18 protein-coding genes and 2 pseudogenes are annotated in these 23,052 nt (G+C 60.7%); 15 read left to right on the plus strand and 5 right to left on the minus strand.

The annotated features are described in order from the left end of the window. Positions 1-128: 128 nt before the first annotated feature. The 4 genes from BRA1417_RS45410 to BRA1417_RS0110040 all read left to right on the plus strand — a co-directional run bounded on the left by BRA1417_RS45410 (position 129) and on the right by BRA1417_RS0110040 (position 2,141). A complete protein-coding gene (locus BRA1417_RS45410; protein WP_245286346.1) occupies positions 129-251 on the plus strand; it encodes a transcriptional regulator domain-containing protein in 123 nt (40 codons plus the stop codon). A 58-nt stretch (positions 252-309) separates the two neighbouring features. Beyond that, the gene (locus BRA1417_RS0110030) at positions 310-831 is read left to right on the plus strand and encodes a DUF2285 domain-containing protein (protein ID WP_198034809.1); all 522 of its coding nucleotides are present in this window, start codon (positions 310-312) and stop codon (positions 829-831) included. Between the two features lie 125 nt (positions 832-956). After that, on the plus strand, positions 957-1,235 hold the full coding sequence (locus BRA1417_RS0110035; RefSeq protein WP_027515711.1) for an AlpA family transcriptional regulator: 279 nt from the start codon (positions 957-959) through the stop codon (positions 1,233-1,235). Between the two features lie 3 nt (positions 1,236-1,238). Further along, positions 1,239-2,141: a replication initiator protein A gene (locus BRA1417_RS0110040; RefSeq protein WP_027515712.1), complete on the plus strand. Its 903-nt coding sequence runs from the start codon at positions 1,239-1,241 to the stop codon at positions 2,139-2,141. Between the two features lie 587 nt (positions 2,142-2,728). On the opposite strand, the pseudogene BRA1417_RS39845 reads toward BRA1417_RS0110040, so the two are convergent. Beyond that, positions 2,729-3,412: pseudogene (locus BRA1417_RS39845) on the minus strand (IS110 family transposase); the annotation flags it as partial. A gap of 15 nt (positions 3,413-3,427) precedes the next feature. Next, on the minus strand, positions 3,428-3,574 hold the full coding sequence (locus BRA1417_RS43790; protein WP_156948669.1) for a hypothetical protein: 147 nt from the start codon (positions 3,572-3,574) through the stop codon (positions 3,428-3,430). A 514-nt stretch (positions 3,575-4,088) separates the two neighbouring features. Between BRA1417_RS43790 and BRA1417_RS0110050 the strand changes: the two genes are divergently transcribed. The 7 genes from BRA1417_RS0110050 (at position 4,089) to BRA1417_RS0110080 (ending at position 12,582) form a co-directional block, all read left to right on the plus strand. Continuing rightward, positions 4,089-4,553 carry a DUF2840 domain-containing protein gene (locus tag BRA1417_RS0110050; RefSeq protein ID WP_027520508.1) on the plus strand — a complete coding sequence of 155 codons (465 nt, stop codon included), beginning with the start codon at positions 4,089-4,091 and terminating at the stop codon, positions 4,551-4,553. Next, positions 4,553-5,059, plus strand: coding sequence for a S26 family signal peptidase (locus BRA1417_RS0110055; RefSeq protein ID WP_035968414.1), 507 nt, complete (start codon positions 4,553-4,555; stop codon positions 5,057-5,059). The genes BRA1417_RS0110050 and BRA1417_RS0110055 overlap by 1 nt, the downstream gene beginning before the upstream one ends. Positions 5,060-5,063: 4 nt before the next feature. Then, the gene (locus BRA1417_RS0110060) at positions 5,064-5,960 is read left to right on the plus strand and encodes a lytic transglycosylase domain-containing protein (RefSeq protein WP_027515714.1); all 897 of its coding nucleotides are present in this window, start codon (positions 5,064-5,066) and stop codon (positions 5,958-5,960) included. A gap of 241 nt (positions 5,961-6,201) precedes the next feature. Then, entirely contained in the window at positions 6,202-7,929 is a 1,728-nt protein-coding gene (locus BRA1417_RS0110065) for a DUF3363 domain-containing protein (RefSeq protein ID WP_027515715.1), read from the plus strand. 1,312 nt (positions 7,930-9,241) lie between these two features. Beyond that, positions 9,242-11,221 (plus strand): conjugal transfer protein TraG, encoded by a 1,980-nt coding sequence (locus BRA1417_RS0110070; protein WP_027515716.1) that lies wholly within the window; start codon positions 9,242-9,244, stop codon positions 11,219-11,221. A gap of 14 nt (positions 11,222-11,235) precedes the next feature. Then, the gene (locus BRA1417_RS0110075) at positions 11,236-11,655 is read left to right on the plus strand and encodes a CopG family transcriptional regulator (protein ID WP_027515717.1); all 420 of its coding nucleotides are present in this window, start codon (positions 11,236-11,238) and stop codon (positions 11,653-11,655) included. 591 nt (positions 11,656-12,246) lie between these two features. Beyond that, positions 12,247-12,582 (plus strand): hypothetical protein, encoded by a 336-nt coding sequence (locus tag BRA1417_RS0110080; RefSeq protein WP_027515718.1) that lies wholly within the window; start codon positions 12,247-12,249, stop codon positions 12,580-12,582. Between the two features lie 1,116 nt (positions 12,583-13,698). Here the strand turns inward: BRA1417_RS0110080 and BRA1417_RS0110095 are convergent. Continuing rightward, positions 13,699-13,914, minus strand: a complete 216-nt coding sequence (locus BRA1417_RS0110095; protein ID WP_027515719.1) for a hypothetical protein — start codon at positions 13,912-13,914, stop codon at positions 13,699-13,701. Between the two features lie 846 nt (positions 13,915-14,760). Between BRA1417_RS0110095 and BRA1417_RS39855 the strand changes: the two genes are divergently transcribed. From BRA1417_RS39855 to dctA, 4 genes are all read left to right on the plus strand, one after another. Beyond that, positions 14,761-15,300: a hypothetical protein gene (locus tag BRA1417_RS39855; protein WP_245286176.1), complete on the plus strand. Its 540-nt coding sequence runs from the start codon at positions 14,761-14,763 to the stop codon at positions 15,298-15,300. A 215-nt stretch (positions 15,301-15,515) separates the two neighbouring features. After that, a complete protein-coding gene (locus BRA1417_RS0110105) occupies positions 15,516-16,811 on the plus strand; it encodes a nitrate/nitrite transporter (protein WP_256379228.1) in 1,296 nt (431 codons plus the stop codon). Positions 16,812-17,033: 222 nt separating this feature from the next. After that, on the plus strand, positions 17,034-18,209 hold the full coding sequence (locus BRA1417_RS0110110) for a TlpA disulfide reductase family protein (protein ID WP_084462168.1): 1,176 nt from the start codon (positions 17,034-17,036) through the stop codon (positions 18,207-18,209). Positions 18,210-18,747: 538 nt separating this feature from the next. After that, entirely contained in the window at positions 18,748-20,043 is a 1,296-nt protein-coding gene (gene dctA / locus BRA1417_RS0110115; protein ID WP_027515722.1) for a C4-dicarboxylate transporter DctA, read from the plus strand. Positions 20,044-20,711: 668 nt separating this feature from the next. Here dctA and BRA1417_RS43795 read toward each other — a convergent pair. Both BRA1417_RS43795 and BRA1417_RS0110130 read right to left on the minus strand, forming a co-directional pair. After that, a pseudogene (locus tag BRA1417_RS43795) lies at positions 20,712-21,123 on the minus strand (transposase); the annotation flags it as partial. A gap of 35 nt (positions 21,124-21,158) precedes the next feature. Next, the gene (locus BRA1417_RS0110130; RefSeq protein ID WP_027515725.1) at positions 21,159-22,961 is read right to left on the minus strand and encodes an ABC transporter ATP-binding protein; all 1,803 of its coding nucleotides are present in this window, start codon (positions 22,959-22,961) and stop codon (positions 21,159-21,161) included. Between the last annotated feature and the right edge of the window lie 91 nt (positions 22,962-23,052).

Here is a 23,052-nt window from a genome sequence, read left to right on the forward strand (position 1 = left end):
GACTTCCCCAACAATCCCAAGCTTCATAGACATTGCGCCGCAATCGATCTACGGCAGGGAATATAGCAATGTCTGAGTTCGACTGGCGCTCACCGGAGGCGTATCGACAAGCTATCAAGTCGGGCGAGATGGCGGATTTCGCCTGGGAGTCACTGCGGCGGAGCCCCAACTATCGAGCCTCCTATCGTGAAAATCAATCGCAGGTAACTTCCGAATTCCGAAGGAGATGGGGCGTCTGCTTTCGCTCATGACCCTCAGGGGTCCTTTTACCAACAGACAATCTTCTGGGCACCTGAGGCGTTGCCGACGGTGGTGCCGCTCGTTCAGAGCACGTCCGGCTCGAAAGCGGTCGGCGCGAGGCTACGGCTTACCGACCTTTCATCGGGCACCATCAGACAGGCATCTGACGGCTGGCATGCCGTATTGCGCATTCAAGGGGCACAACATCATCTCTGGCTGAAAGAGGCGCCGCAGTTTGGTGTCTCTTATGCGGCCGAACTGCCGCTCGATTCGGACTTTGAGATCCGCGCCCATGCCTCACATCGGCTCTGGCGCGCAATCAAGGGCCGCCGGCCGGGACCTCCCCTTCACCAGCTTTCGGCGCAGCGGCGCGAACGACTCGTCTTGGTGCTGCGAGCGCTCGATGGGCGCATGGATGGTGCGTCATATCGCGTCATCGCCGAGGTGCTGTTCGGCCGAAAACGCATCCCTGAGCGCGGCTGGAAAACCCACGAATTGCGCAGCCGGACCATCCGCCTGGTGCAGGCTGGCTGGGCTCTGATGCGCGGCGGCTATCGCGCATTGCTACGTCCCTCATCTCGCAACGAGTAGGGCAGGGGTGCCGAAAATCATCGCTCAATCTTCGGCATCCCCCTAAGCCCTCCTACTGCGCCATCGTGACCGTCGACGCGCGGCCAAAGCTGGCCACGCTCCAGACGCACCACGGAGCCTCGCAAATGCCCGATCGGAACGCCGGCCTGCCGCCACGATACCTGCGCACGCCCGAAGCGGCGCGCTTTCTCGGACTCTCTGGCCGAACCCTAGAAAAGCACCGCACCTATGGCACAGGCCCGACCTACCGCAAGCTCGGCGGTCGCGTTGTGTATGCGCTCGAGGACCTGAAGGCGTGGGCTGATCGTGGCGCCAAAACGTCCACCAGCGATCCTGGTGCAGGCACAGTCCTGCCCGCGAAACGGCACGCACCGATTCCGTATGCGGGCAAGGAGCGGCGCTGACCTATGCCGGACAGCAACTCAACTGCAGCCGGACGACGGCGGTCAGAGCGCGACCAACTCGATCTGCTTCGCGCGCTTCCTGGCGATCTCGCTCCACGGGACGCGCAAGACTTGATGGCGTATCCGTTCTTTTCGCTCGCAAAGTCGAAGCGGATCGTTCCGATCGACTTCCGCGCAGGTAAGATCACCATCCGTGTCGAAGCGGTGCCGGAGCATGGCCTGGCGACGATCTGGGACGCGGACGTTCTGATCTGGGCTGCCTCGCAGATCGTCCAGGCCCGTGATGCCGGTTTGAAAACCTCGCGCCTGATGGCCGGCACCCCCTATGAGATCCTGACGATCGTCGGCCGTGGCACCAGTGTACGCGACTACGACCGCCTAAAGGCTGCGCTGGACCGATTGCAATCAACCAGCGTCATGACATCAATCCGGCAGCCGACAGAACGGCGGCGGCATCGCTTCTCCTGGATCAACGAATGGAAGCACACGAGCGATGTGCACGGGCATGCTCGTGGAATCGAGTTGATCCTGCCCGATTGGTTCTACACGGGCGTCCTAGACGAATCGCTCGTGCTGACCATTGACCGCGCGTATTTCGATCTGACCGGTGGACTCGAACGTTGGCTCTATCGCCTCGTCCGCAAGCACGGGGGTCGTCAGCATGGCGGTTGGAGCTTCGGTCTCGTGCACTTGCATGCCAAGTCCGGGAGCCTCTCGCCGCTCAAGCACTTCGCCTACGACCTGCGCCAGATCGTGCATCACCAGACGTTGCCGGGCTATCGGCTGGCTATCACACACGACCTAAATGGCGAAGAACGATTGAATTTCGCGCCCGTCGCGATCAACCCGCCTACCCAGCGGTTGCGAAAGCGTGGCGTTATCGGCCCTGCGGGGGATAAGCTGTGAATTCGCTCGTGCTATCAGGGACTGGAAGCCTCGTGCCTCCGGGGACGGCATCCACGTGCTATCGAGGACCGAAATCACACCTAAAGCACTGCGACGCCAATCTTTCCAGCTCTCTTAACTTTACTAACATACTGACACTAACTTCCAGTTGTGAATCAGTACGTTGTGAACAAGTCGGCGGCGCGTGCAGCGAGGATGCCTCAGGCCTCGACTCTCTCACGCGCAAAGCTTCGCTGCAATACGATTGTTATCTCCAGTCTGCGCGCGCGAACGCGATCGCGCGCAAATCTTCGCGATCGCTGGCGTCGACATCATTGCCAGGTGCGCGTCACGTCCTTTTGCAGCCACTCGCTCGTCGAGGAGAACTCGCTAACATCCGTGGTTGGCACGATGGCCACCACAAGCCGGAATCTGAGGAAAGGGCGGTCAGGCTAACCAGCGCCGTGCTTGATGGCTTCAAACCTCGTCATGAAGCCGCCGGCAAGAAAAGTTGCGATCTCACCCAGATCCCCGTCTCCTCGGGAGACGCCGCTCCGCCGTGGCGGAAGGAAAAGGCGCGCGTGGAAGCGGCCGGGTCGCGGAGGCCCTTACACCGCCGCAGCGACCCGGCCGCGCTTGCCGCCGGCGCCAAACCGGAAGGTGGTGCCATCGATCCAGATCTTGTGCAGCAGCACGGCGAGCGCCCGCGCCACCGCGGTTGCCGCGCGCTTCAGACCCTTCTTCCTGGCCAGCCGCAGGCCCCAGAGCCGCAGCTTGAAGGTCTTCGGAATGCGCGTCAGGATTGCGATCGCAGCCTCGTACAGCATCGCCCGCGTCAGCTCGTCGCCGCATTTGGAGATGCTGCCGATCCGGTCGGTCTGGCCGGATTGATAGCGCCGCGGCGTCAGTCCGAAATGGGCGCCGACATTGGTCGACTTTTTGAATCGCGACGGATCGTCGACGGTGGCGCGGAATGTCAGCGCCACCAGCGCGCCGACGCCCGGCACCGTCATCATCCGCCGCACCACCTCGTCACCGCGTGCGGCCGCCAGCACCAGGCGGTGCAGTTTTGCCAACTGCAACCGCATGGCGTTGCGGGCGTCCAGCAGCGGCACGACGATCGCTTCCAATTCCTTCTTCCCGGCCAGGAGATCGCGCACCCGCGCCTCAAAACGGCCGACCGAGATCTCGCCAACCTTGAGGCCGAACGGGCGCAACAGGCCGTGGATCATATTTTCCATGTCCGGCACCTCGCCGAGCGTCGCCTTGCGCCCGACCTGCAACGCCCGCTGCGTTTGCGCGCTTTCCTATTCGACCGCACGGGAACAACCGGTCCGCACCATCTGCGCAATGCCCTTGGCGTCATTGCGGTCGGTCTTGTTCAGCATCGCGTTCGGCGCCGGCTTGGCGCACCCAGTCTCGATGCAGGTCGCGGCAACGTCTTTTTCGCTCAAAGCCGTGAACAGCCAGGCAGACTAAGGGAACCCGTCCAGCTCGAGATGCTTCCGCCGGACTCTCCACTCCGCGAGACTCAGCCCGGTCGCGTCCGGATCGGTCTCGAGTGTCGCTTCCTCGACGGAGTTGCCGTCGCCGTCCACCACGCAAAACATTCATCGTCTGCAGCGACACCTCGATCCCCGCATAAAATGCCGTCGTTCGTCTCTACCATTCTCCGCCGGAACGCGCCGGCCGTTCCGTTCCCCGACTGTCGCGAAGCATCATCTCCACAATCCGGCCGGCGAGGGGACACAAGTCTCGGAAACCTGCAATGCTTTCGCCTCTTCCAACGAATTGGAGCCTCGCCGATGTGGTCCTTTGCAGCAGGATTGCTGCAAGCGTTCGGCGACCACGATTCCATCGAAGCGTCATTACAGCAGTTCTGCCGACGCCACGGCTCTTCGTGCGATGCGCCAGCGAAGCGCATCGTTGGCACGTCAAAAATTCCTCTCGGCGATATGGAGCAGTCAGGTGAGCGAGGTCACAACTGTTGAGCTTTTTTGGCTCGAGAAGCGCATCGAAAATCGAATCCGATTCGGCAAACCTGCATCAGAGAGGATCGTTGACCATCACCGGCGCATTCTCTCGTTTTTGCCCGGTAGCATCTTCGCGCTCGTGCGCTGGACGTCCAACGACTTCGGAACCATCCTGTCTCGGATCGACATTTTGCGCGCAGTCGCGCCAGGGCAGCGATACTCAACTGTGCCTTGGGTCAGCCCCGGCGGCGAAAGCCTGCTGCGATTGTCTGGGTGGCCAAAGGTCGAGCGCGTTCTCCAGTTGATCGACGCCGTGGAGTCACTTGGCATCGATCCTGCCGATGCAGCCCCTGACTATTGGCATCACGCCCACAACCGTCTTTCCGTCAACGAAACGCCACGACCTTATACGCGTGCGCGCCACCAGGCGTGGCTCCGCCGCTGGAGGATAGTATTCTGATGGGACGGCTAAGGATCATTCTTGCGATGTGTGGGGCCACAACGCTCGCGCTTTGGCCGGTCAACGACACCTCGCTATCGTACATCTGGAACGCTTCTGAAAGTGTGCCGATCGGCCTCTACCGTTTGCAAGAGACCGCTCGCTTGCACATCACTGAGCTCGTGGCCGTTCGGGCACCAGAGCCGCTTGCGAGCTTCCTCGACTTCAACGGCTATTTGCCGAGCGGTCTTCCGATGCTCAAGCGCGTGCTGGCGTTGCCCGGGCAAACCGTCTGCAGAACGGGACTCACAATCGTCGTCGGCAGCATCGAAATGGGCCAGGCCCGCGAGCGCGACCGCCGTGGCAGGCCATTGCCGGCCTGGCAGGGTTGCCGGGTCCTCGCCGAGGACGAGGTCTTTCTCATGAACTGGGAGTCGGCCGAGTCCTTTGACGGCAGATATTTCGGACCACTCCCGAGATCGGTCGTCATAGGGCAAGCGGTACCGGTGTGGACCAGGGAGGACTGACAAAATGGCGGCATTGCTGCAATGGCTTGCGGTTTCTCTAGTCGTCCGATCGCACCGTCATTCCTCCATCCCGGCCGAATTGTCGGCAATCGGCGCGCGTCGCAGCCGTCTCGCGCCGGCTCAGTGCTGGCCGGGAAGAGCCTTGTCCTCGACGGCTGTCCGCACGTTGCTATCTCGAGCCGCCGCTTGCTTTTTGGGAATTCTGCTGACGTTCGCAGCGCCATCGGCTGGCAGAGCAGAGGCTGAATCGCGCGCACAAGCTGCGCGCTCCCCAAACCTGCTGCCACGCGTTGCATACGCCGCGTTCGTGACCGAGGCCTCGCATCGGTTCGCGATCCCGGAGCGTTGGATCCGTGCTGTCATGCAGGCCGAAAGCGGCGGCAATGCGCACTCCATATCACCACGGGGAGCGATCGGGCTGATGCAAATCATGCCCGCGACCTGGGTCGACCTTAGCGTTCGTTACGATCTCGGTATCGATCCGTTTGATCCTCACGACAACATTATGGCTGGGGCAGCGTACCTTCGCGAGATGCTCGATCGTTTCGGATCGGAAGGGTTTCTCGCAGCCTACAATGCGGGACCAAAACGGTACGAGGAGCACCTGGCCACCGGTCGACCGCTTCCGGATGAAACACAAATCTATATCGCTAGACTCGCACCAGTGACCGGTATTGAGCAGCGCAACAGCGGTGGTTCGGCTGCCAGACGCTTCGCCGCGTGGCAGCAAGCGCCAGTCCTTGTTCAGCGGTCCGAGAGCTTATCCGCTGACGGCAACTCGGCATCTGGCGTCCGCACAATGAATTCGTCGAAAGCAGCGCCTAAGGCGGGTACGACTGCACTCGTACCTCGTGCGACGGGGCTGTTTGTGCGGCGATCAGACGAGGTGCGGTCCCGATGATCGCAATCGCATTTCCTCGCATGATGTCGAAGCTAGTCGCAACGTTGAGAGTGGTCGGCAGAGAGCCGGGAGTGAGCGACCGGGGAGGGCAGGATAAAAGCCGCAAGGTGCGGCCGGTCGGTTGTGCGAGAAAGTGTATTGATTTCAATGATCGAGTAAACATTACGGGGACTCAGAGCAAGGTTCATCTTTCCCCAAGGCGCTGTTCTTACACGGCATTCGGTACCTTGCGGCAGCCGGAATGACGCGTGACGATGATCTTCGGATCCGTCCCGGCCGTATCCGTTCCACGCGCGCGCCCCGGACAAAGCCCTTTTTGGCGCAGGCACTCACAGCCGCTCGGAAGGCCGGCGGCCTCTCGCGCGGCAAGCATGGCCATGGCCGTAAATTTGGACGCGGCCGCGCCGCGAGCATCGCTGCGGCGCGGCTTCTCAACGCCCGCGCCCGGGGCGCAATGGTCAAGGCGCGGGTGGTGCGGCGGACGCGTTCGCCGGGCGCGTTGCGCGCCCATATCGGTTACCTGCGGCGCGATGGGGTAACGCGCGACGGCGCTCCGGGCAAACTATTCGACGCTGCGGGGGACGATGCGGACGGTCGCGCCTTCGTCGCGCGTTGCGAGGGTGACCGCCATCATTTCAGGTTCATCGTCTCGCCTGATGATGCTGGTGAACTTGCCAGCCTGCGTAGCTTCACTCGGGAGCTGATGGACCAGGCCTCGCGCGACCTTGGCACACGGCTTGACTGGGTCGCGGTCGACCATTGGAATACCGAGCATCCGCACATTCACATCCTCGTGCGGGGCCGTACGGATGACGGTGCCGACCTGGTCATCAGTCGCGATTATATCGCTATGGGCCTACGCGCCCGCGCCAGCGACCTTGTCACACGCGAACTTGGCCCTCGCTCGGAGCTCGAGATACGCCAGAGCCTTGAGGCGGACATGACAGCCGAACGCTGGACCAGGCTCGACCGGGCGCTTGCCCGGGAAGCGGGGACGGCGAACGGCGCCATCGATTTGAGGTTGGAGCGGGATGCCGGCCGCGATCCATTCCGGGAAATTCGGATCGGTCGGATGCGGACGCTTGAGCGGCTCGGCTTGGCGGAACCTGCGGGGCCCGCGGTCTGGGTCCTCGCCGCCGATGCGGAGGCGCGGTTGCGCGCGCTTGGCGAGCGCGGTGACATTATCAAACGGCTGCACAAAAGTCTGACGCGGGACGGCGCCAACCGCCCTCCTGGATCCTGGGCACTGGAGGGCGAAATTCATGGCGAGCCGATCGTTGGCCGTCTCATCGCGCGCGGGCTTGATGACGAGCTCAAGGGCACAGCTTTTGCCGTTGTCGATGGGATTGACGGGCGCGTGCATCACGTGAAGCTTCCTGACCTCGAGGCGGCTGGCGATGGGCCGATTGGTGGGATTGTGGAACTGCGCCGGTTTGCGGACGCCCGTGGCCGAACACGGACTGCACTCGCGGTTCGCTCGGAACTCGTTCTGGAGCAACAGGTCGCGGCGGACGGAGCCACGTGGCTGGACCGGCAGCTCGTCGCGCGAGATTCTGTCGAGCTCTCCCGCAATGCGTTTGGCGCCGAAGTTCGTGCGGCACTCGAACAGCGCATCGATGTTTTGGCCGACCAAGGGCTCGCCCAGCGCCATGGCAACAAGGTCCGGCTAAGCCGCAATCTGATCGACACCCTCCGGAATCGCGAACTCGACATCCTCGCACGACGCCTTATGGAGGAAACGGGCCTTCCGCACTTGCCATCTGATGCAGGTGAGCAGATTTCGGGGATTTATCGTCGGCGCCTGTCACTGGCCTCGGGGCGCTTCGCGATGATCGACAACGGCCTCGGCTTTCAGCTTGTGCCCTGGTCGCCTTCGCTCGAGCGCGAATTGGGCAAACAGGTCAGCGGCATCGCCGGTCTAGGCAGCGTCGACTGGGACTTCGGGCGCAAGCGCGGCCTATCGCTCTGACCTGAGGTCCTGGCGCTGCACTGCGCCCAATTGCAGGGCCGGCGAGACTTGGTTGCCCCCGCGTGGACTGGTCAAGACGGAAAAATGCGAGAGGAGCGACGGTGAGCAGCGAATGGCAAATGGAGGATCCACCGTTCTGTGCGCATCTCTTGTCGCCGCTGGGTTCCCTCGACCTTGGTGGCGCTCGATCGTCGGCTGGACACAGCCGCGTGGAAAAATGCGCCGTTCACGGTGAGCTTGCTGAGGCTCGTCAGCCTCTCACGGCAAAAATCGGCTAGCAGGACCTTAGAATCTAAACGGCCCTCCCGTGCGCGGAACCGGCAAGGGACCTTCGATCTTGAAGTGATCGGAAGGTGTCTGGCTGTGGCTTGATCGCGGTGACGATACCTCCGTGCGTGCTGGTCTCGGATGCCGATGCTCAGATGTTCTGCAGAAGATTCCGCCGCTTCGCTCGCGCTTTTCCGTGCGCCAGAGTCCAGTTTGCTGGACCCCGGTTATGCAGGTGTCATCGAGCGGGCGAATAGCGATTCTATCTGCTCGACTGTGGAGGCATTCGCGCGGGGTCATCCGCGTATGCAGGCCGGCGACAATCGGACAACTCCGGGCCGGCAAGCCAGCTTGAGGAGTTGATAGCCGAACTGCAACCGATTCGCGCAATGATGATTTGGCGAACGCTAGTCGCCTGTCCCACTCTCCAGAGGGACCGCAACAGCTGATATGCAACTTCCAAACATCTAGCGGGCCAAACAATAGGGGCCAATAGGTGACTGGCTGGAGGAGGACCTCGCTCGATACCGATCTGCGGGAGTATCTCGATGACCGTCGGCCCGGCAGTGTCGTCCCGTCGGGTAAGCGCTCCTGCCGGGACGCTCGCCGCGTGAACCTTATGCTCCAACTCCGCGAACCCCGCCTCCGATCGATTTAGTCCGCGAACGTCCGCCTCATCAACAAGGAGTTGTGGCACGCCGCACGATCTCTGGATCGCGCGCGCTTGACGGAGAGCTTTAGGGGAAGACGTGAGCTAGCCTTCGCAGGAATCTATAACCCGGAGCGTCGCTTCGCGAAAGCCGGCCGGTTCGCCTCGAGCGGCAGCACGGTACGAGTTGATTCTGTCATTATCCAAGCGCCGATCACGCGAAGCTGGTTGGGACGGTTCGCTGAGGAAGCCTGCTCTAGGCCGAGCGAACTTTTTCGGCCCAAACGCCGCTTCCCGATCTGACCCGCCGATCCCTTCGCTAGGGTGCGCGCGACTACGAGAAGCGTAAGCCCCTGATTGTCGCCAACAGGTCAATGGTGTCGATATCCGCAAGCCATGACTGCGACAAAAATCATTTGGCATCAGGTCATCCTGGTTTGCCTGATCGCGTTCACCTTCATGTGGGCAGCGACCCAATGGACCGCCCATCAGCTTGCGTACCAGCCGCAGCTTGGACCGGCCTGGTTCATGTTAGGGGCTTGGCCCATCTACCAGCCGTTTGCCTTCTTCATCTGGTGGTTCGAATTCGACGCTTACGCCCCCACGATATTCCTCCAGGGGGGCGCCATCGCCGGAAGTGGTGGGATCGCGGCAGTCGCCGCAGCAATGGTGCTTTCGGTCTTGCGCGCGCATGAGGCTCGCGATGTCACGACTTACGGATCAGCGCGTTGGGCCGATACGCGCGAGGTCAAACGGGCGGGGCTGCTAGGCGGCGATGGCCTCGTGCTCGGGCGTTTCGATGGTCGATATCTTCGCCATGATGGGCCTGAGCACGTGCTCTGCTTTGCGCCTACCCGTTCGGGCAAGGGGGTCGGCCTGGTTGTTCCAACTCTTTTGACTTGGCCGCGCTCGGTGATCGTCCACGATATCAAGGGCGAAAATTTCCAGTTGACCTCGGGATGGCGCGCGCGCCTTGGAGATGTACTCTTGTTCGACCCGACAAACGCGGCAAGCGCGGCTTACAATCCCCTTCTTGAGATTCGGTGTGGTGATTGCGAAGTCCGAGACGCCCAAAACGTGGCGGATATCCTGGTCGATCCCGAAGGAGCGCTCGAGCGCCGCAATCATTGGGAAAAAACCAGCCATTCTCTGCTCGTCGGCGCTATCCTGCATGTCCTCTACGCTGAAGCTGACAAGACACTTGCCGGCGTTGCCAGATTCCTGTCGGACCCGTGCCGCCCGATCGAGACCACGCTGAATGCCATGCTTGCGACCCCTCATCTTGGCGATCGCGTTCATCCCGTCGTCGCTTCAGCTGCGCGAGAGTTGCTCAACAAGAGCGAGAACGAGCGGTCGGGCGTGCTGTCGACCACAATGAGTTTCCTGGGCCTTTATCGCGATCCGGTCGTCGCCAAGGTCACCGCGCGGAGCGACTGGCGGATTCGCGATCTCGTCGACCGACCGCAGCCCGTTTCACTCTATCTCGTCGTACCGCCATCCGACATCGTCCGCACAAAACCGCTGATGCGGCTCATCCTCAATCAGATCGGACGGCGCCTGACCGAGAGCCTTGATCCCGATCATCACCGCCAAAAGCTCCTCCTGATGCTCGACGAGTTTGCAGCCCTTGGCCGGCTCGACTTCTTCGAGAGCCAGCTTGCCTTCATGGCGGGCTATGGCATTCGGAGTTTCCTGATCACTCAGAGCTTGAATCAATTAGAACGCGCCTATGGGCCGAACCACGCGATCCTCGACAATTGCCACATCCGGATCGCCTTCTCCACGAATGACGAGCGCACCGCTAAGCGCGTCTCGGACGCGCTGGGGACCGCGACCGAACTGCGCGCCATGAAAAACTATGCCGGGCACCGCTTAAGCCCCTGGCTTGGACACTTGATGGTGAGCCGCCAAGAGACGTCCCGTCCGCTCCTGACGCCCGGCGAAGTCATGCAGCTCTCATCGAAGGAGGCGATTGTGATGGTGTCGGGCCTCCATCCCCTGCGGGCCACTAAGGTTCGCTACTATGAGGACCCGCAATTTCAGAAGCGAATCTTTAAGCCCGCTAACACAGGGACGATTCTCTTGTCTACGCGCCAGGATGAGGACTGGTTAGGGCACACGACCGCTGCACCCTCGATCGAATTGGTTGCGCCTCGGCAGCGAAAGCGTAGCGACCCGAACGGGGGGCTGCGGCGCGAGCCAGAATTGCCGCAGCACGAGGAGATCGAAATCAAGGCGCCGCTCGCGGAACATGAGTTCGATACTGGTCCCGATGAGCCGGACGCAGATGCGGTCCAGGCACAAGCCCTAAGCCGCGCAATGCAGGGAGTAGCGCGCGCGACCAGCCTCGATTCTGACGATGGCATGGATCTGTGAGCGAGCCGAAATTGGTGAAAAAGATTCAGCTCAGCATCTACCTTGATCCGCAGACATTCAGAACGCTTGATGTCTTCGCAGAGCGTCGCGGCCAGCCCAAGTCGCTGGTCGCAGAGGCCGCGATCGCGTCATTTCTCTCGCCCGACGATTCCGACCGACGCGAGGCGGTTGTTGCCAAGCGGCTGGATCGGATCGCGCGGCTGCTCGAACGTCTCGAACGCAATGACACCATCATGCTGGAGACGCTCGCCCTGTTCATCCGCTTCTGGTTGACGTCGGTGCCAGCGTTACCAGAACAGTCTAGTCCAGCCGCCCGAGCCAAAGGCGCCGAACGCTACGATCGGTTCATTGAAGCACTTGGCCGAAGGCTTTCTAGCGGATCAACCGTTCTGAAAGAGGTGAGCTTCGATTTGAACGCCGGAACTCCAGAGTGATTCGATGGCCGGCGGGCGGACGATGCAGAAGGGAATTTGCGAGGGTGCTTGCGCCGAGACATTTCCGCCACAACAACGATAGGACCGAATCGAACAGAGCGAGCGCGTTAGATCAGGGCCGGGGTAGATTTCTGAGCGGGCAGCATGACATGAATGCTGAATCTGAAGCGAGTTAAGAAAAGACTCGGCCTTGATTCGAGCTGCCGCTCAACCGAGTGAGGCCGCTTGCTTGAGCAAGCGCAAGCCTTTCCAGTCTTCGCAAGGTCTTCTCAATGGTTGCCGCTACCAGTCTTTGCGGATTGCACGGCAGTTCCTCTGTGTTAGCAATCCACATTGTCCGGCCTGACTTCGCGAACACGATATCGAAAAATGCGAAAACATACACTGCCCCAAAGCTCAGCGAATCGGTGCGACGGATCCGTTTACGTCGGATAGCAATCAGGCGGTGCCTGAGACCGCCTGCAGTAAGTTTCCGCATTCAAAAGGCACGCGAACTAAATCACCCTGTTTCGATGAAAGGGACAACTGGGCCCAAGAGAAGCACATCAGTTTGGAGCCGCTCAATGAGGCCCAATTCCCCCGGGTGGGACGATGGCCAAGCATCCTCGCACGAAGATCAATCTGATCAGCTCTTTCGCCTCGCGGCCAGACGGCCTACCCAAGCAGAGTGCGCAAGGCCACGGGATGGAAGCTTGTCCCGATGCCGCTGATCGCCAAGCCGTGCAAGGTGCAGCTGATTACCAACTTGAGAAGGGCAACGTCACTCGCAAGAATGGCAAGATCGCCAGCAAGAGCGGCCACTTCACCACGTACTGCATGACGGCGCATCATTCGACTACGGGAGTAGCCGACGCGACTACCCACACGGCGGGCAGAAAGCCTTATCCCTCAATGCATAAGCCAAACGATGCGGAAAACACGTCATGAGCCATACTCCCGCAGGGCGTTGCGCAGCTATCCGGGACAGGGAAGTTTAGCTATTGCCTCTTTTCGCGCCGGCTATCCCGCTTCGAAGGAATGCGCGAAACTATCATTTCGATGCCAATGCGGAAATCGCGAAACTCGGCTCGCTCGCGGAAGCAACGCAGCGGAGCTTTGACGTCTTGAACGTCAATTTCCGCAGATCCTAGTCAACGTTCAAAAGGCATTGCGTCTGATGCGCAACGGCAGCGCGATTGTTTTCACGGCTTCTTTGTCCGATCAGGCCCGAAATCGCGGCCACATCCACCGTGTCGGCAACGAAGGGTGTACGGCGCAACTTCACCCGAAGGCTTGGCGTCGAGCCGATCCGCCGAAGCGTCCGGGTAAACGCCGAGAGCTCGGGCGTCACCGAAGGCCCACTGTTTAGGAGGCTCAGCATTGCCGAAGTCAGCGTGCAAGAACACGGAAAGGCCCTGCTGGAGCAGATATCCGCGAAACGTTTCGGAACGCCGCGGAAGATCGCGGCGGGTGACTGTTCTCGCTTCCGACGACGCATCCTACATCACCGGCATCGACGTGGCTGTCAATGGCGGACGCAGCACATAGCCCTGAGTCCAACAAGCCCTGCCGGTGTGCTCGAACCAGCCACTCCAGACGCCATCAAGACTCACTACTGTCACCACCTTACTCCGGCAGGTGCGGGCGCGCCCTCAGTAAACAACCGCAGTCTCAGGGCGCAGTATCCACGCCTATGCTGGCCGGGTGGAGCAATCAGTACCTTTTCACGTGCCGCGTACCGGCATGAACGGCAGCGCCTGCTGATAGGAGTGGAGCAGATCGGTCCCGACACTGATCTGCCGGTCGTTTGTCCGGCATGCTCGTTGGTCCATTTGGCGAATGCCTCCATCGGCAAGCTGCTCGGCGACCGCAGTGCTTTCGAAGTGCGGTGAGGCGGTCGACCGGTGACATCCGGCATGCTCACTCCGGTTTGGGTGCGCATCCTTTCCCGATGTAAGTCGCGTATCGTCCCCGGAAAAATCCAGCGCCTTGGAGTTACATGCGAGGGTCGATGCTTGCTGCCGCTGCAGACGTCGCAGCCGACCTCGCTGCCGGCGCTCTTCGTCAAGCCTCGCCAGCATCGGAGACGGAGCTCACGGCTGGCACGGCGCGGGGAAGCGGCAGCGTGCGTTGACGGTTGCGGCCGGCCGGCGAAGGCTTGCCGACGTTGGCATCGTATCCCTCGGCCAGCACCAGAAGCCGCTTTCGCGTGAACGGGTCGGCCTTATCGGCTAGATCGCGGGCCCGCTGTGCTAAGCCCCTGTAGAACTCGACATCCATGATGTGCCCCCACTCAACGCTACCAAGGTCGCACTTAAGTACATCGACGGCTCCGACGTCAAGGCGGGCGAGCAGGGTGGGCGCGTCGCGGAATATTCTGCGACGAGCCTGTAGCAGCCGATCTGGCGCAACGAAGCTCGCCGTCGGCAGTGGGCAATTCAAATCGCAGTCCTGCATCGGATCCGGAAGGTGCCCGGAGTGCGGGGGACCGACGAATCTCCTGCCTGGTAAGGATGGGCACGAGGAGCGCTACGTCTGCAGCCACGCCGAGGGGGGCCCGCTGCGCGATCCAGCCGTCCGCGAATGGGGCCGACAGTCCCCCTGACGCCTCCCGAGAAGTGAGTGGTCGCACTGGGGTCAGCGGATACATTTTGATGATCCTGAGGGGGCTCGGCGCGCGGCGCGCGAACGGTTGTGCATACCGGAAATCGACAAGGCGGGTGTATTCCGTCGCGCGCGCATGAGCTGGTGCGCTTGGTATTGAGGCGCATTGGGTAGAAAGGGATGATGCCGGCGCATTTTCCGGGGTCGTTCCTTCTTTGTCCGATCGGTAGCTTTTTCGATCTCAAGCAAGGGTGCAGGTACCGTCCGCGAAATCGCTTGTCTGTCGGCGACCTCACTGTCTAGAGGGACAAGAGGCTACGAGACGTCTGGTCTTTCGGAGTCCGCCGTTTCTTTCTTTCGGTACACCAGACTGCGACCAGGATGTTCCCGCGGTTGAAGCGGCATGCGGTCTCGGCCCTTTTGTCGTGCGTCGTCGCAGGGAGATTCGTTTCGACCGAACATCCAGAGCACGCGCGTGCAAGCGCGGGCGGTGTGCAGTCGCAGAGAGAAGGAAGCCGGAGTATGCAGATTAGCGGTGAGCGCCGGCAAGAACCGAGCTCAAGTCGGAATGAAGCTGAGGTGGACGCGCAGCCGAGCCCAAGCGAAGCTCAGCGCACCAGAAAGATAACGATTCAAGTTTCGGAGAGCATCTTCCAGCGACTTGAAGCCGCGACTGACCGCCCAGGGATGGGCAAGAGCGTGGTCGTAGAGGCGGCTCTTGATCGCTTCCTAGATCCGGCGCCGCCTATAGAGGGTCTTGTTTACGAGGCCATCGATCGAACGAATGAGCAGGTGCTCGGTCTGCGTACGGACATCGCGAAGATCGCGGAAATAGTGGCCCTCCATGCGCGATACCATCTCACGCTGACGCCGCCGATGCCGCCATCAAAGCAGGACGAGGCGTGCGTACTCGGGCTTGAGCGCTTCAAGGCCTTTGCCGAGCAGGTCGACTGTCGGGTACGGCTTGGCCGGCCGTTGCTGCAGGAGACAATTGATCGCGCTGGAAATTCCAGGCGATCCGGGTCTGAAACGGGCGGCGGGGCGTGCACGGGCGCCAGTTGAAGAAGAACGCCACTGTGTGGCCGCCGTAGGTGAAAAATCGGAAGCGTGTGCTGTCGCCGAGGAGGGCGGCAGCAAGATCAACTTTCGACAGTTGCCAAACGCCTTCTGCTAGCGCCAAAAGCCGCGCTCGCAGATGCACGCGCAGCGATGCCGCCGGGCGGATATCACGCGAAAAGCTGGTCATCCGGCCTTGGAGCTGGCGGATCATCTCTTACGTGTTCCTTCCCTTTGCCGCGGGATATTATCTTTCCTACCTGTTTCGGATGATCAATACGCTCATTTGTGGCCGCCTCGCCTCTGAATTCGAGCTTGGTACAGCCGATTTGGGTTTGTTGGCCTCGATCTACTTTCTGATCGTTACCGGCAGCCAGATCCCGCTCGGCATACTCTTGGATCGCTTTGGTCCGCGCCGGGTCCAAAGTGCGCTCTTGCTGCTGGCCGCCGCAGGCGCTGCACTTTTCGGATTATCGAGCGGATTCCTGTCGCTTCTGCTTGGTCGCGCGATGATAGCGTTTGGCACCGCAGCTTCCCTCATGTCTGGCCTGAAAACAATTGTCCTCTGGTTTCCGAGAGAGCGCGTGGCGCTCGTCAATGGCTATATGATCATGCTGGGTGCACTGGGCGCGGTGACGGCAACCGCACCAGCCGAGGCATTGCTTAACTGGATAGGCTGGCGCGGTCTATTTGAGGTGCTTGCCGCATCCAGTGCCACCGCAGCCGCTGTGATCTATTTTTTAGTTCCAGAGCAAGACGCAGCTACGACGAGTCCTCGAGGGATAGTCAGTCTGAAGACCGTCTATACGGATGGGCGGTTCTGGAGAATTGCGCCGATTTCTTCAACATGTATCGGATCCGCATGGGCCCTGCAGTCCTTGTGGGCAGCGTCTTGGCTGAGCGATGTGGAAGGGTTGGATCGAGCAAGCCTTGTCACACAATTGCTCATCATGGCGATAGCCCTAAGCATTGGCGCATTGCTGCTCGGTGCAATCGCCGATTCGCTGCGCCGGCATGGCAAGAACATTGAAACGTTGCTCGCGATCATAGCTGCTGTGTTCATTGCAGCCGAACTCGCGCTGATCTTGCATCCACCTTTCCTGTCGCTTCCGTCATGGATCATTGTGGCGGTGGTGGGATCAGCAATCGCCCTCAGCTACGCGATCATCGGAGATTACTTTCCGGCCGAATTGATCGCCCGCGCAAACGGCGTGCTCAACGTTCTGCATTTCGGATGGGCTTTCCTGGTCCAGTACGGGACGGGGTTAATTCTCGAGCAATGGCCGGCAAAGGACGGACATTACCCCTCAATCGCGTATCAGACGGCGTTCAGTATCAATGTGCTGCTGCAGCTGGCCGCGCTGGTCTGGTTCATCGCCCTTTGGCTCAAAAAGTTGAACTGGAAATCTCAAATCGCCCTCAAGCGCAAGTCGACGGACCAAAGCAGGTCAGTTCACGTCGTGATCCCGAGCGCTGAAATGGTCATCCTGGAAACCGATCAGGATGTGGAGTGGTGAACTCGGCCTTGCTGCCTGTCTTCCCGCCTCGTCGGTCTACAGGTGCGTCAAGAACGTTCGGCCGACTGATTGCCTGAGATGCCCCAAACAGCTGGTCGGATATGCGACATGCGTCGCGAGGTCGACAGGAATGATACGAAAAATGTGCAATATCAATGAGCGCTGACTGGCATGCGACTTGCTATTTTTTCTCGGCAGAGCCAGGTAAAGCGAGTTTGAGCAATGACCAGTCTGAGCGAGAGCGCAAGTCAAGTCGGTGCGGCGAATGTGCTGAGTGTCGGTTCGCGGGCCCCCTTGATCAAAGTTGAGGACTGGCTACGTGGCCAGCCGGTTACAAAGTTCGAGCCTGGGAAAGTATACATCGTCGAATTATGGGCGACGTGGTCCGGAATATGTATCGCCTCGATGGCGAATTTGGTGATCCTGCAAGACAAATACAGGAACAATGGAGTTGAGGCGGTGGGCATCGCGGCTCACGAACAAGCTTTGACGGCAGATGAAGCGCGAGCCAGCCTGGACGCCTGGTTGACGAAGAACGTGCCGAATCTGAACTACGCGATCGCATTCGACTACGCGGACGAAATGAACAAGCTTTGGATGGATCCCAGCTTTTCTGTCGGGATTCCCACGTCATTCGTGGTCGACCGTGACGGCCGCTTGGCCTTTATCGGCCATCCGACGCAACTCGATAACGCGTTGCCCAAAATTATGAACGGCTCCTGGGTAGTGAGCGATGAAGCCAAAGCGCTGGATGCGGAGAGGATAAACACGGGCCGACGCAGAAAGCGCGAACTATCGCAGAAGCGAGCGCTGGTGGAGCCGATCTTTGCCAGACTTGAACCCGCCGTGAAAAGTAAGGATTGGGCGGCAGCCCTTTCGGCGGTTGAGGAGGCACTCGCTGCGATGCCGGACGAGGTCACCTTCCGCGGGCTTCATGCGGAATTGTTGCTTCACAAGATGCGCGACATGGGGGCCGGCCTGCCGGTATTGCGCCAATTGGTTCGCGAGGCGATCGACAAGAAATCGGTGGTTTGGATGAGCGTGGCCATCCGCCAACTGTTCGACCCAGCGAAAGACTACTCCGGTTTCCCACATGCAGAGCGCTTCGCCATGGGCAAGGACCTCTCCGAACACATCCTGGCGGCGAACGGGGCGGTCGCTCAGTACTATTACGAGGCCGGTAAGAGGGATCGCGCGATCGAATTGGTCGAGGTGGCGCTGCAGTGGCTGGATGCAGCGCCTGCCTCGGATCGTGCGAAACGTGACGTCGTGCACGGCTCTCTCCAGGCCTTGGCGAGCTACAGGAGTGAGAAGCTCTCACACGAGGAGTGCTGTTCAGCGCCGCAAAACACGGCTCCCGAAAAACCGGAATCGAGATCGCCAAGGGAAGCAGCGTGAGCAATGCTGCTTGGCATGTCTTTTCGGCCTCGTGGTTTTGCGATCGAAATCGATGCCGATTGGGAATGTCGGTACATTCACCTTGAGGTGAGGACAAGACGAGTGAGCGGTTGAACGCGGGCGAGCCGACCACCACAAGATATTTACGGCGAATGTTTCTTCAAGATGCGCCGCGCTTGGGTGTGATAGGCGAGAGTGCCTGTCCAGGTGAAGAGTGGTCGCCGGCTGCTAAGGCTGGCGTCTTAGAAGATGCTGGATGGCATCTTCGAACAACAAAAAAATAGAAATGGGTGGTGACGCTGATGCTTTCCAGCTCTCAAGGAAGCTTTCTCAAGATTGCATCGCTGCTCTCAGAAGCGATTCAGAACCTCGTTTCGCTTAGACGGCAAGCCGATTCGGGAGAGGTGCCAATCCGTGGCTCTGGACTGTGCTGTTCGGAGCCGTCAGATTCCCCTTCGCCCCGCACTCAAGGAACACTGAGCGAAGCTGTACCTTCATTGACACCCCTCTTTGCTACCACGGCCCCGGGGGGAGCGTGATGTACAATCGCCGCCAGCGCCGCTCTGTCGAAGCCGCCGTCCTGTTCCAGCCATCTGGCCCCTGGTACAAAGTTCTTTACGTCCAGGTACTCATAGCGATCCTGATTGGCATTCTCGTTGGCTGGTTGTGGCCTGCTGTGGGGACGAGCAGCTGGGTCAAAGCACTTGGTGATGGCTTCATCAAGCTGATCAAGATGGTGATCGCGCCGATCATCTTCTGCACTGTTGTGTCCGGAATTGCGCATGTTCAGGATGCACGAAAGGTCGGCCGAGTCGGGGTCAAGGCGCTGCTTTACTTCGAGATCGTATCAACCTTCGCGCTTGTCCTGGGTCTCGTGATGGGCAATCTCGTTCAGGTAGGTCATGGGCTCGCTCCCAGGGCTGATGCCGCGGCGGTAGCCAACTACGTCAAGTCGGCGGAGGGGCAGAAGGCGGTCGATTTCCTCCTCAATATCATTCCTGATAGCGTGGTTGGCGCCCTGGCGCGAGGCGACGTGTTACAGGTGCTGCTGTTTGCCATCCTATTCGGGTTCTCGTTGATGGCGCTTGGCGAGCGAGGTGAGCGGATGCGCGGTCTGGTTGACGATGCTGCGCACGCGGTGTTTGGTGTCATTAGGATCGTGATGAAGGCCGCGCCGATCGGAGCGTTCGGCGCGATGGCCTACACCATCGGCGAATTCGGCCCCTCCGCGCTCGGTAAACTCATCGGATTGGTTGCGCTGTTCTATGTGACAGCCGGGCTCTTCGTGCTCACTGTGCTTGGCCTGATCGCGCGCTTGGTCGGCTTTTCTATCCTAAAGTTCATCGTCTACATCAAGGATGAGCTGCTGATCGTGCTCGGAACGTCGTCGTCCGAAAGCGCGCTGCCGCAGTTGATGGAAAAGCTCGAACGGCTGGGCTGTTCCAAGCCGGTCGTTGGCCTAGTGGTGCCGACAGGATACTCTTTCAATTTGGATGGGACCAACATTTACATGACGTTGGCGACCTTGTTCATCGCACAGGCGCTCGGGGTCGATCTCAACTTTGGCCAGCAGCTCACGATACTGGTTGTGGCGATGCTCACCTCGAAGGGCGCAAGCGGTGTTACTGGTGCCGGCTTCGTCACCCTGGCCGCAACGTTGACGGTGGTCAGTCCTGAGCTTGTGCCGGGCATTGCGATCGTATTCTCGATCGACAAGTTCATGAGCGAGGTGCGCGCGCTTACGAACATCATCGGGAACGGTGTTGCCGCGGTATTCGTGTCCTGGTGGGAAGGCGAACTCGACCATGTCTCGCTACACGCGCAGCTCAAGTAGATGTGCGAGCTCAGCTCGGCCCGGCGACGGCCAATACCGTCGCCAACAGAATGCCGCGGGCCAGCAAAAGTCGCGGTTCAATCCTGTTCGGGAGCGCCAGCTAAAGGCGGCAAGATTTCCAGAACTTGCTGCAATTGCGGACTAGAAATCACTCTTTGAACTCCTGCATTTTGCGTTGGCAATTCTCGTGCAGTAGTCGGCCGGCCTGAAAGAAATGGTCCTGCAGGGGCGCAACACTCGGGGTGGTATATTGGTGTTTGCGGCTGCCCGCCGGCTGGTGTGGTTCATTATCCCCGGGCTGAGCTTCCTCAAAAAGAAGCGGGATCTCAATCGTGCCCACGTGGGCGAGCGGCACTGGTTCAGGAGAAGCAACGGAGCCTGGGGAAACATCGCTACCGCACGAGAGGCAAATAGCGAAGCCGGGTCATGGGGCATTGCTGATTTCTCGCCTCGTCGTCGACGGGGCGTGGCGTCAAGCTAGCTCTTTCAAATGTTTCTTCTTCTACGCTAGGCTACGAACGGCATATTCCCTTTGTTGCTGTCATCAGGTGCTGCCTCTTATTGCCTCCCGATGAAGCTCCGAAGCGGCCTCAGCAGCTTGTGGCAATTGTGGCGGTCCATTCTTTTGATTCAGAAGCGAACTTGCGCGGCTGGGTACCACGCGACTCCGGATTGTCGGTCCATTCCTTCGATAGATGCAGCACGAGGTCGATGAGCGCATGACCATGACGCCAAACATAGGTAGCGAAGACTCCGATCTGGCTATTTGTAATATTGACTACCGAACCATTGTATTGTCGCGCCACTTCGCACGACGCGTTGCCCTGTCTGAGAACCGGTCTTGTCGATCACCAGCACGTCATCGTCATCCGCCAAATGCTCGACATCGTCGCGCACGATATCGCGCAGGGACTCAGCGTCTCAATCCCAATGGCCCAGAATTGCCAGTTGCCGTCAGGGGCCTGGATCGCCAGCCGCCTCCGCCCGTATCCAACTGGTGTTGCGCTGGTGATCTCCGAGCAGACCTTCCAGAAACAGGCCTGCATTCGTCGCGCGCGCTCTTGCGCAGAAAAGCACCATAGAAGCAACTGTAATGCTATAGCACGTGCACCCACCTACTCCACGGCCGAGATTATGCGGTCCAATTCAGTCGTCTGGCGCTCGAACAGGCCTCGATAGATGCCGCCGGGCTTGCCAGCGAGCGTGGCATGGGTGCCCTGCTCGACGATCTCGCCGCGGTCGAACACCAGGATGCGATCGAAGCTGCGCACCGTCGACAGCCGGTGCGCAATCACGATCGAGGTGCGGCCCTTCATCAGCCGCTCCATCGCCTGCTGGATCAGTGCCTCCGATTCCGAATCGAGGCTCGATGTCGCCTCGTCCAGGATCAGCACCGGCGCATTGGCCAGGAAAGCGCGCGCCAGCGCCACGCGCTGCCGCTCGCCGCCCGACAGCTTGACGCCACGCTCGCCGACCAGCGTGCCGTAGCCCTTCGGCAGGCGCAGGATGAAGTCGTGCGCACTCGCCAGCCGCGCCGCCTGCCCGATCGCTTCGAGGCTGGCACCGGGCCGGCCATAGGCGATGTTCTCGGCGAGCGAACGGTGAAACAGGATCGGATCCTGCTGCACGATCGCGATCTGGCTGCGCAGCGATTGCTGCGTGGCCAGCGCGATATCCTGCCCGTCGATCAGGACGCGGCCGCCGGTGACGTCGTAGAGCCGCTGCACCAGCTTGACGAACGTCGTCTTGCCGGACCCGGAGCGGCCGACGAGGCCGACACGCTCGCCGGCGCGGATCCTGACCGACAGCCCGTCATACAGCGGCGCGCGATGGCCGCCATAGTGGAACGTGACGTCGTCGAACACGATCTCGCCGCCCTCGATCGCGATCGGCCGCGCGTCGGCGGCATCGGCGATGCCGATCGGCTCGTCATGGATCGCCACCAGTTCCTCCATGTCGTTGACCGAGCGCTGGAGGTTGTTGATGTGCATGCCGACATCACGCAGATAAGCGTGGATGACGTAATAACTCGTCAGCACATAGGTGACGTCGCCGGGCGAGGCATGGCCGTACATCCACAGCAGCACCGAACCGCCGATCACCGACCCCCGCAGGCATAGCAGCAGCGAGAGCTGCGCCATGGCGGTGTAGTTGTAGCGGAACCAGGTCCGCCGCACCCGCACGCGCCAGCGTTTGATGACGCGCCCAAGCCGCGCATCCTCGCGCGCTTCCGCGCCGAACGATTTCACCACCGCATTGCATGTCAGCGCATCCGCCAGCGTGCCGCCGACCTTGGTGTCCCAGGCATTGGACACACGCGCAGCCGGCGCGATGTAGCGCGTCGAGAACAGCACCGTCATCGTGACATAGATAGCCGCACCGAGCGCGATCACCGCGCCGAGCGAGGCCCAGTGCACGCCGAGCAGGATCATCGATCCGATCAGCACCGCCAGCGACGGCAGCAGCGCCAGGAGGATAGTCTCGTTCAACAGATCGAGCGCCCACATGCCGCGCGTGATCTTGCGCACGGTCGAGCCCGCGAAGGAGTTGGCGTGCCAGTCGGTCGAGAAGCGCTGCACGCGCAGAAATGCGTCCTGCGCCACGTCGGACATGATCTTCAGCGTGAACGGCACGATCACTTGCAGCCCGGTCAGGCGCAACACCATCGACACCGCGCCCAACACCACGATGCCGCCCAGCGCCACCAGCGCGGCGTGGCGGGCGGCAGGATCGGTCGGGCCACGCGTCAGCGCGTCGACCAGATGTCCTGAAAACACCGGCATGAACAAATCGGCGACGGTCGCACCGAGCAGACCTACGGCAATAGCGAACGTGCGCCCCGGCTGATTCAGCCAGTGCCGGAACACGAAGGGCAGGACCACGCGGATAGCCGCGGGCTTCTTTGACAAAGCGGTCATGGCGTCATCCGGCCGCGTCTGACGCAGGGAGCCGTTCCTGGGTGGAAGCTAGAGCACCGTCTAATGGCCAAGTTTGTCGCGTACACCTCTG

It is taken from the genome of Bradyrhizobium sp. WSM1417 (genome assembly GCF_000515415.1).
Classification (GTDB): Bacteria; Pseudomonadota; Alphaproteobacteria; order Rhizobiales; family Xanthobacteraceae; genus Bradyrhizobium.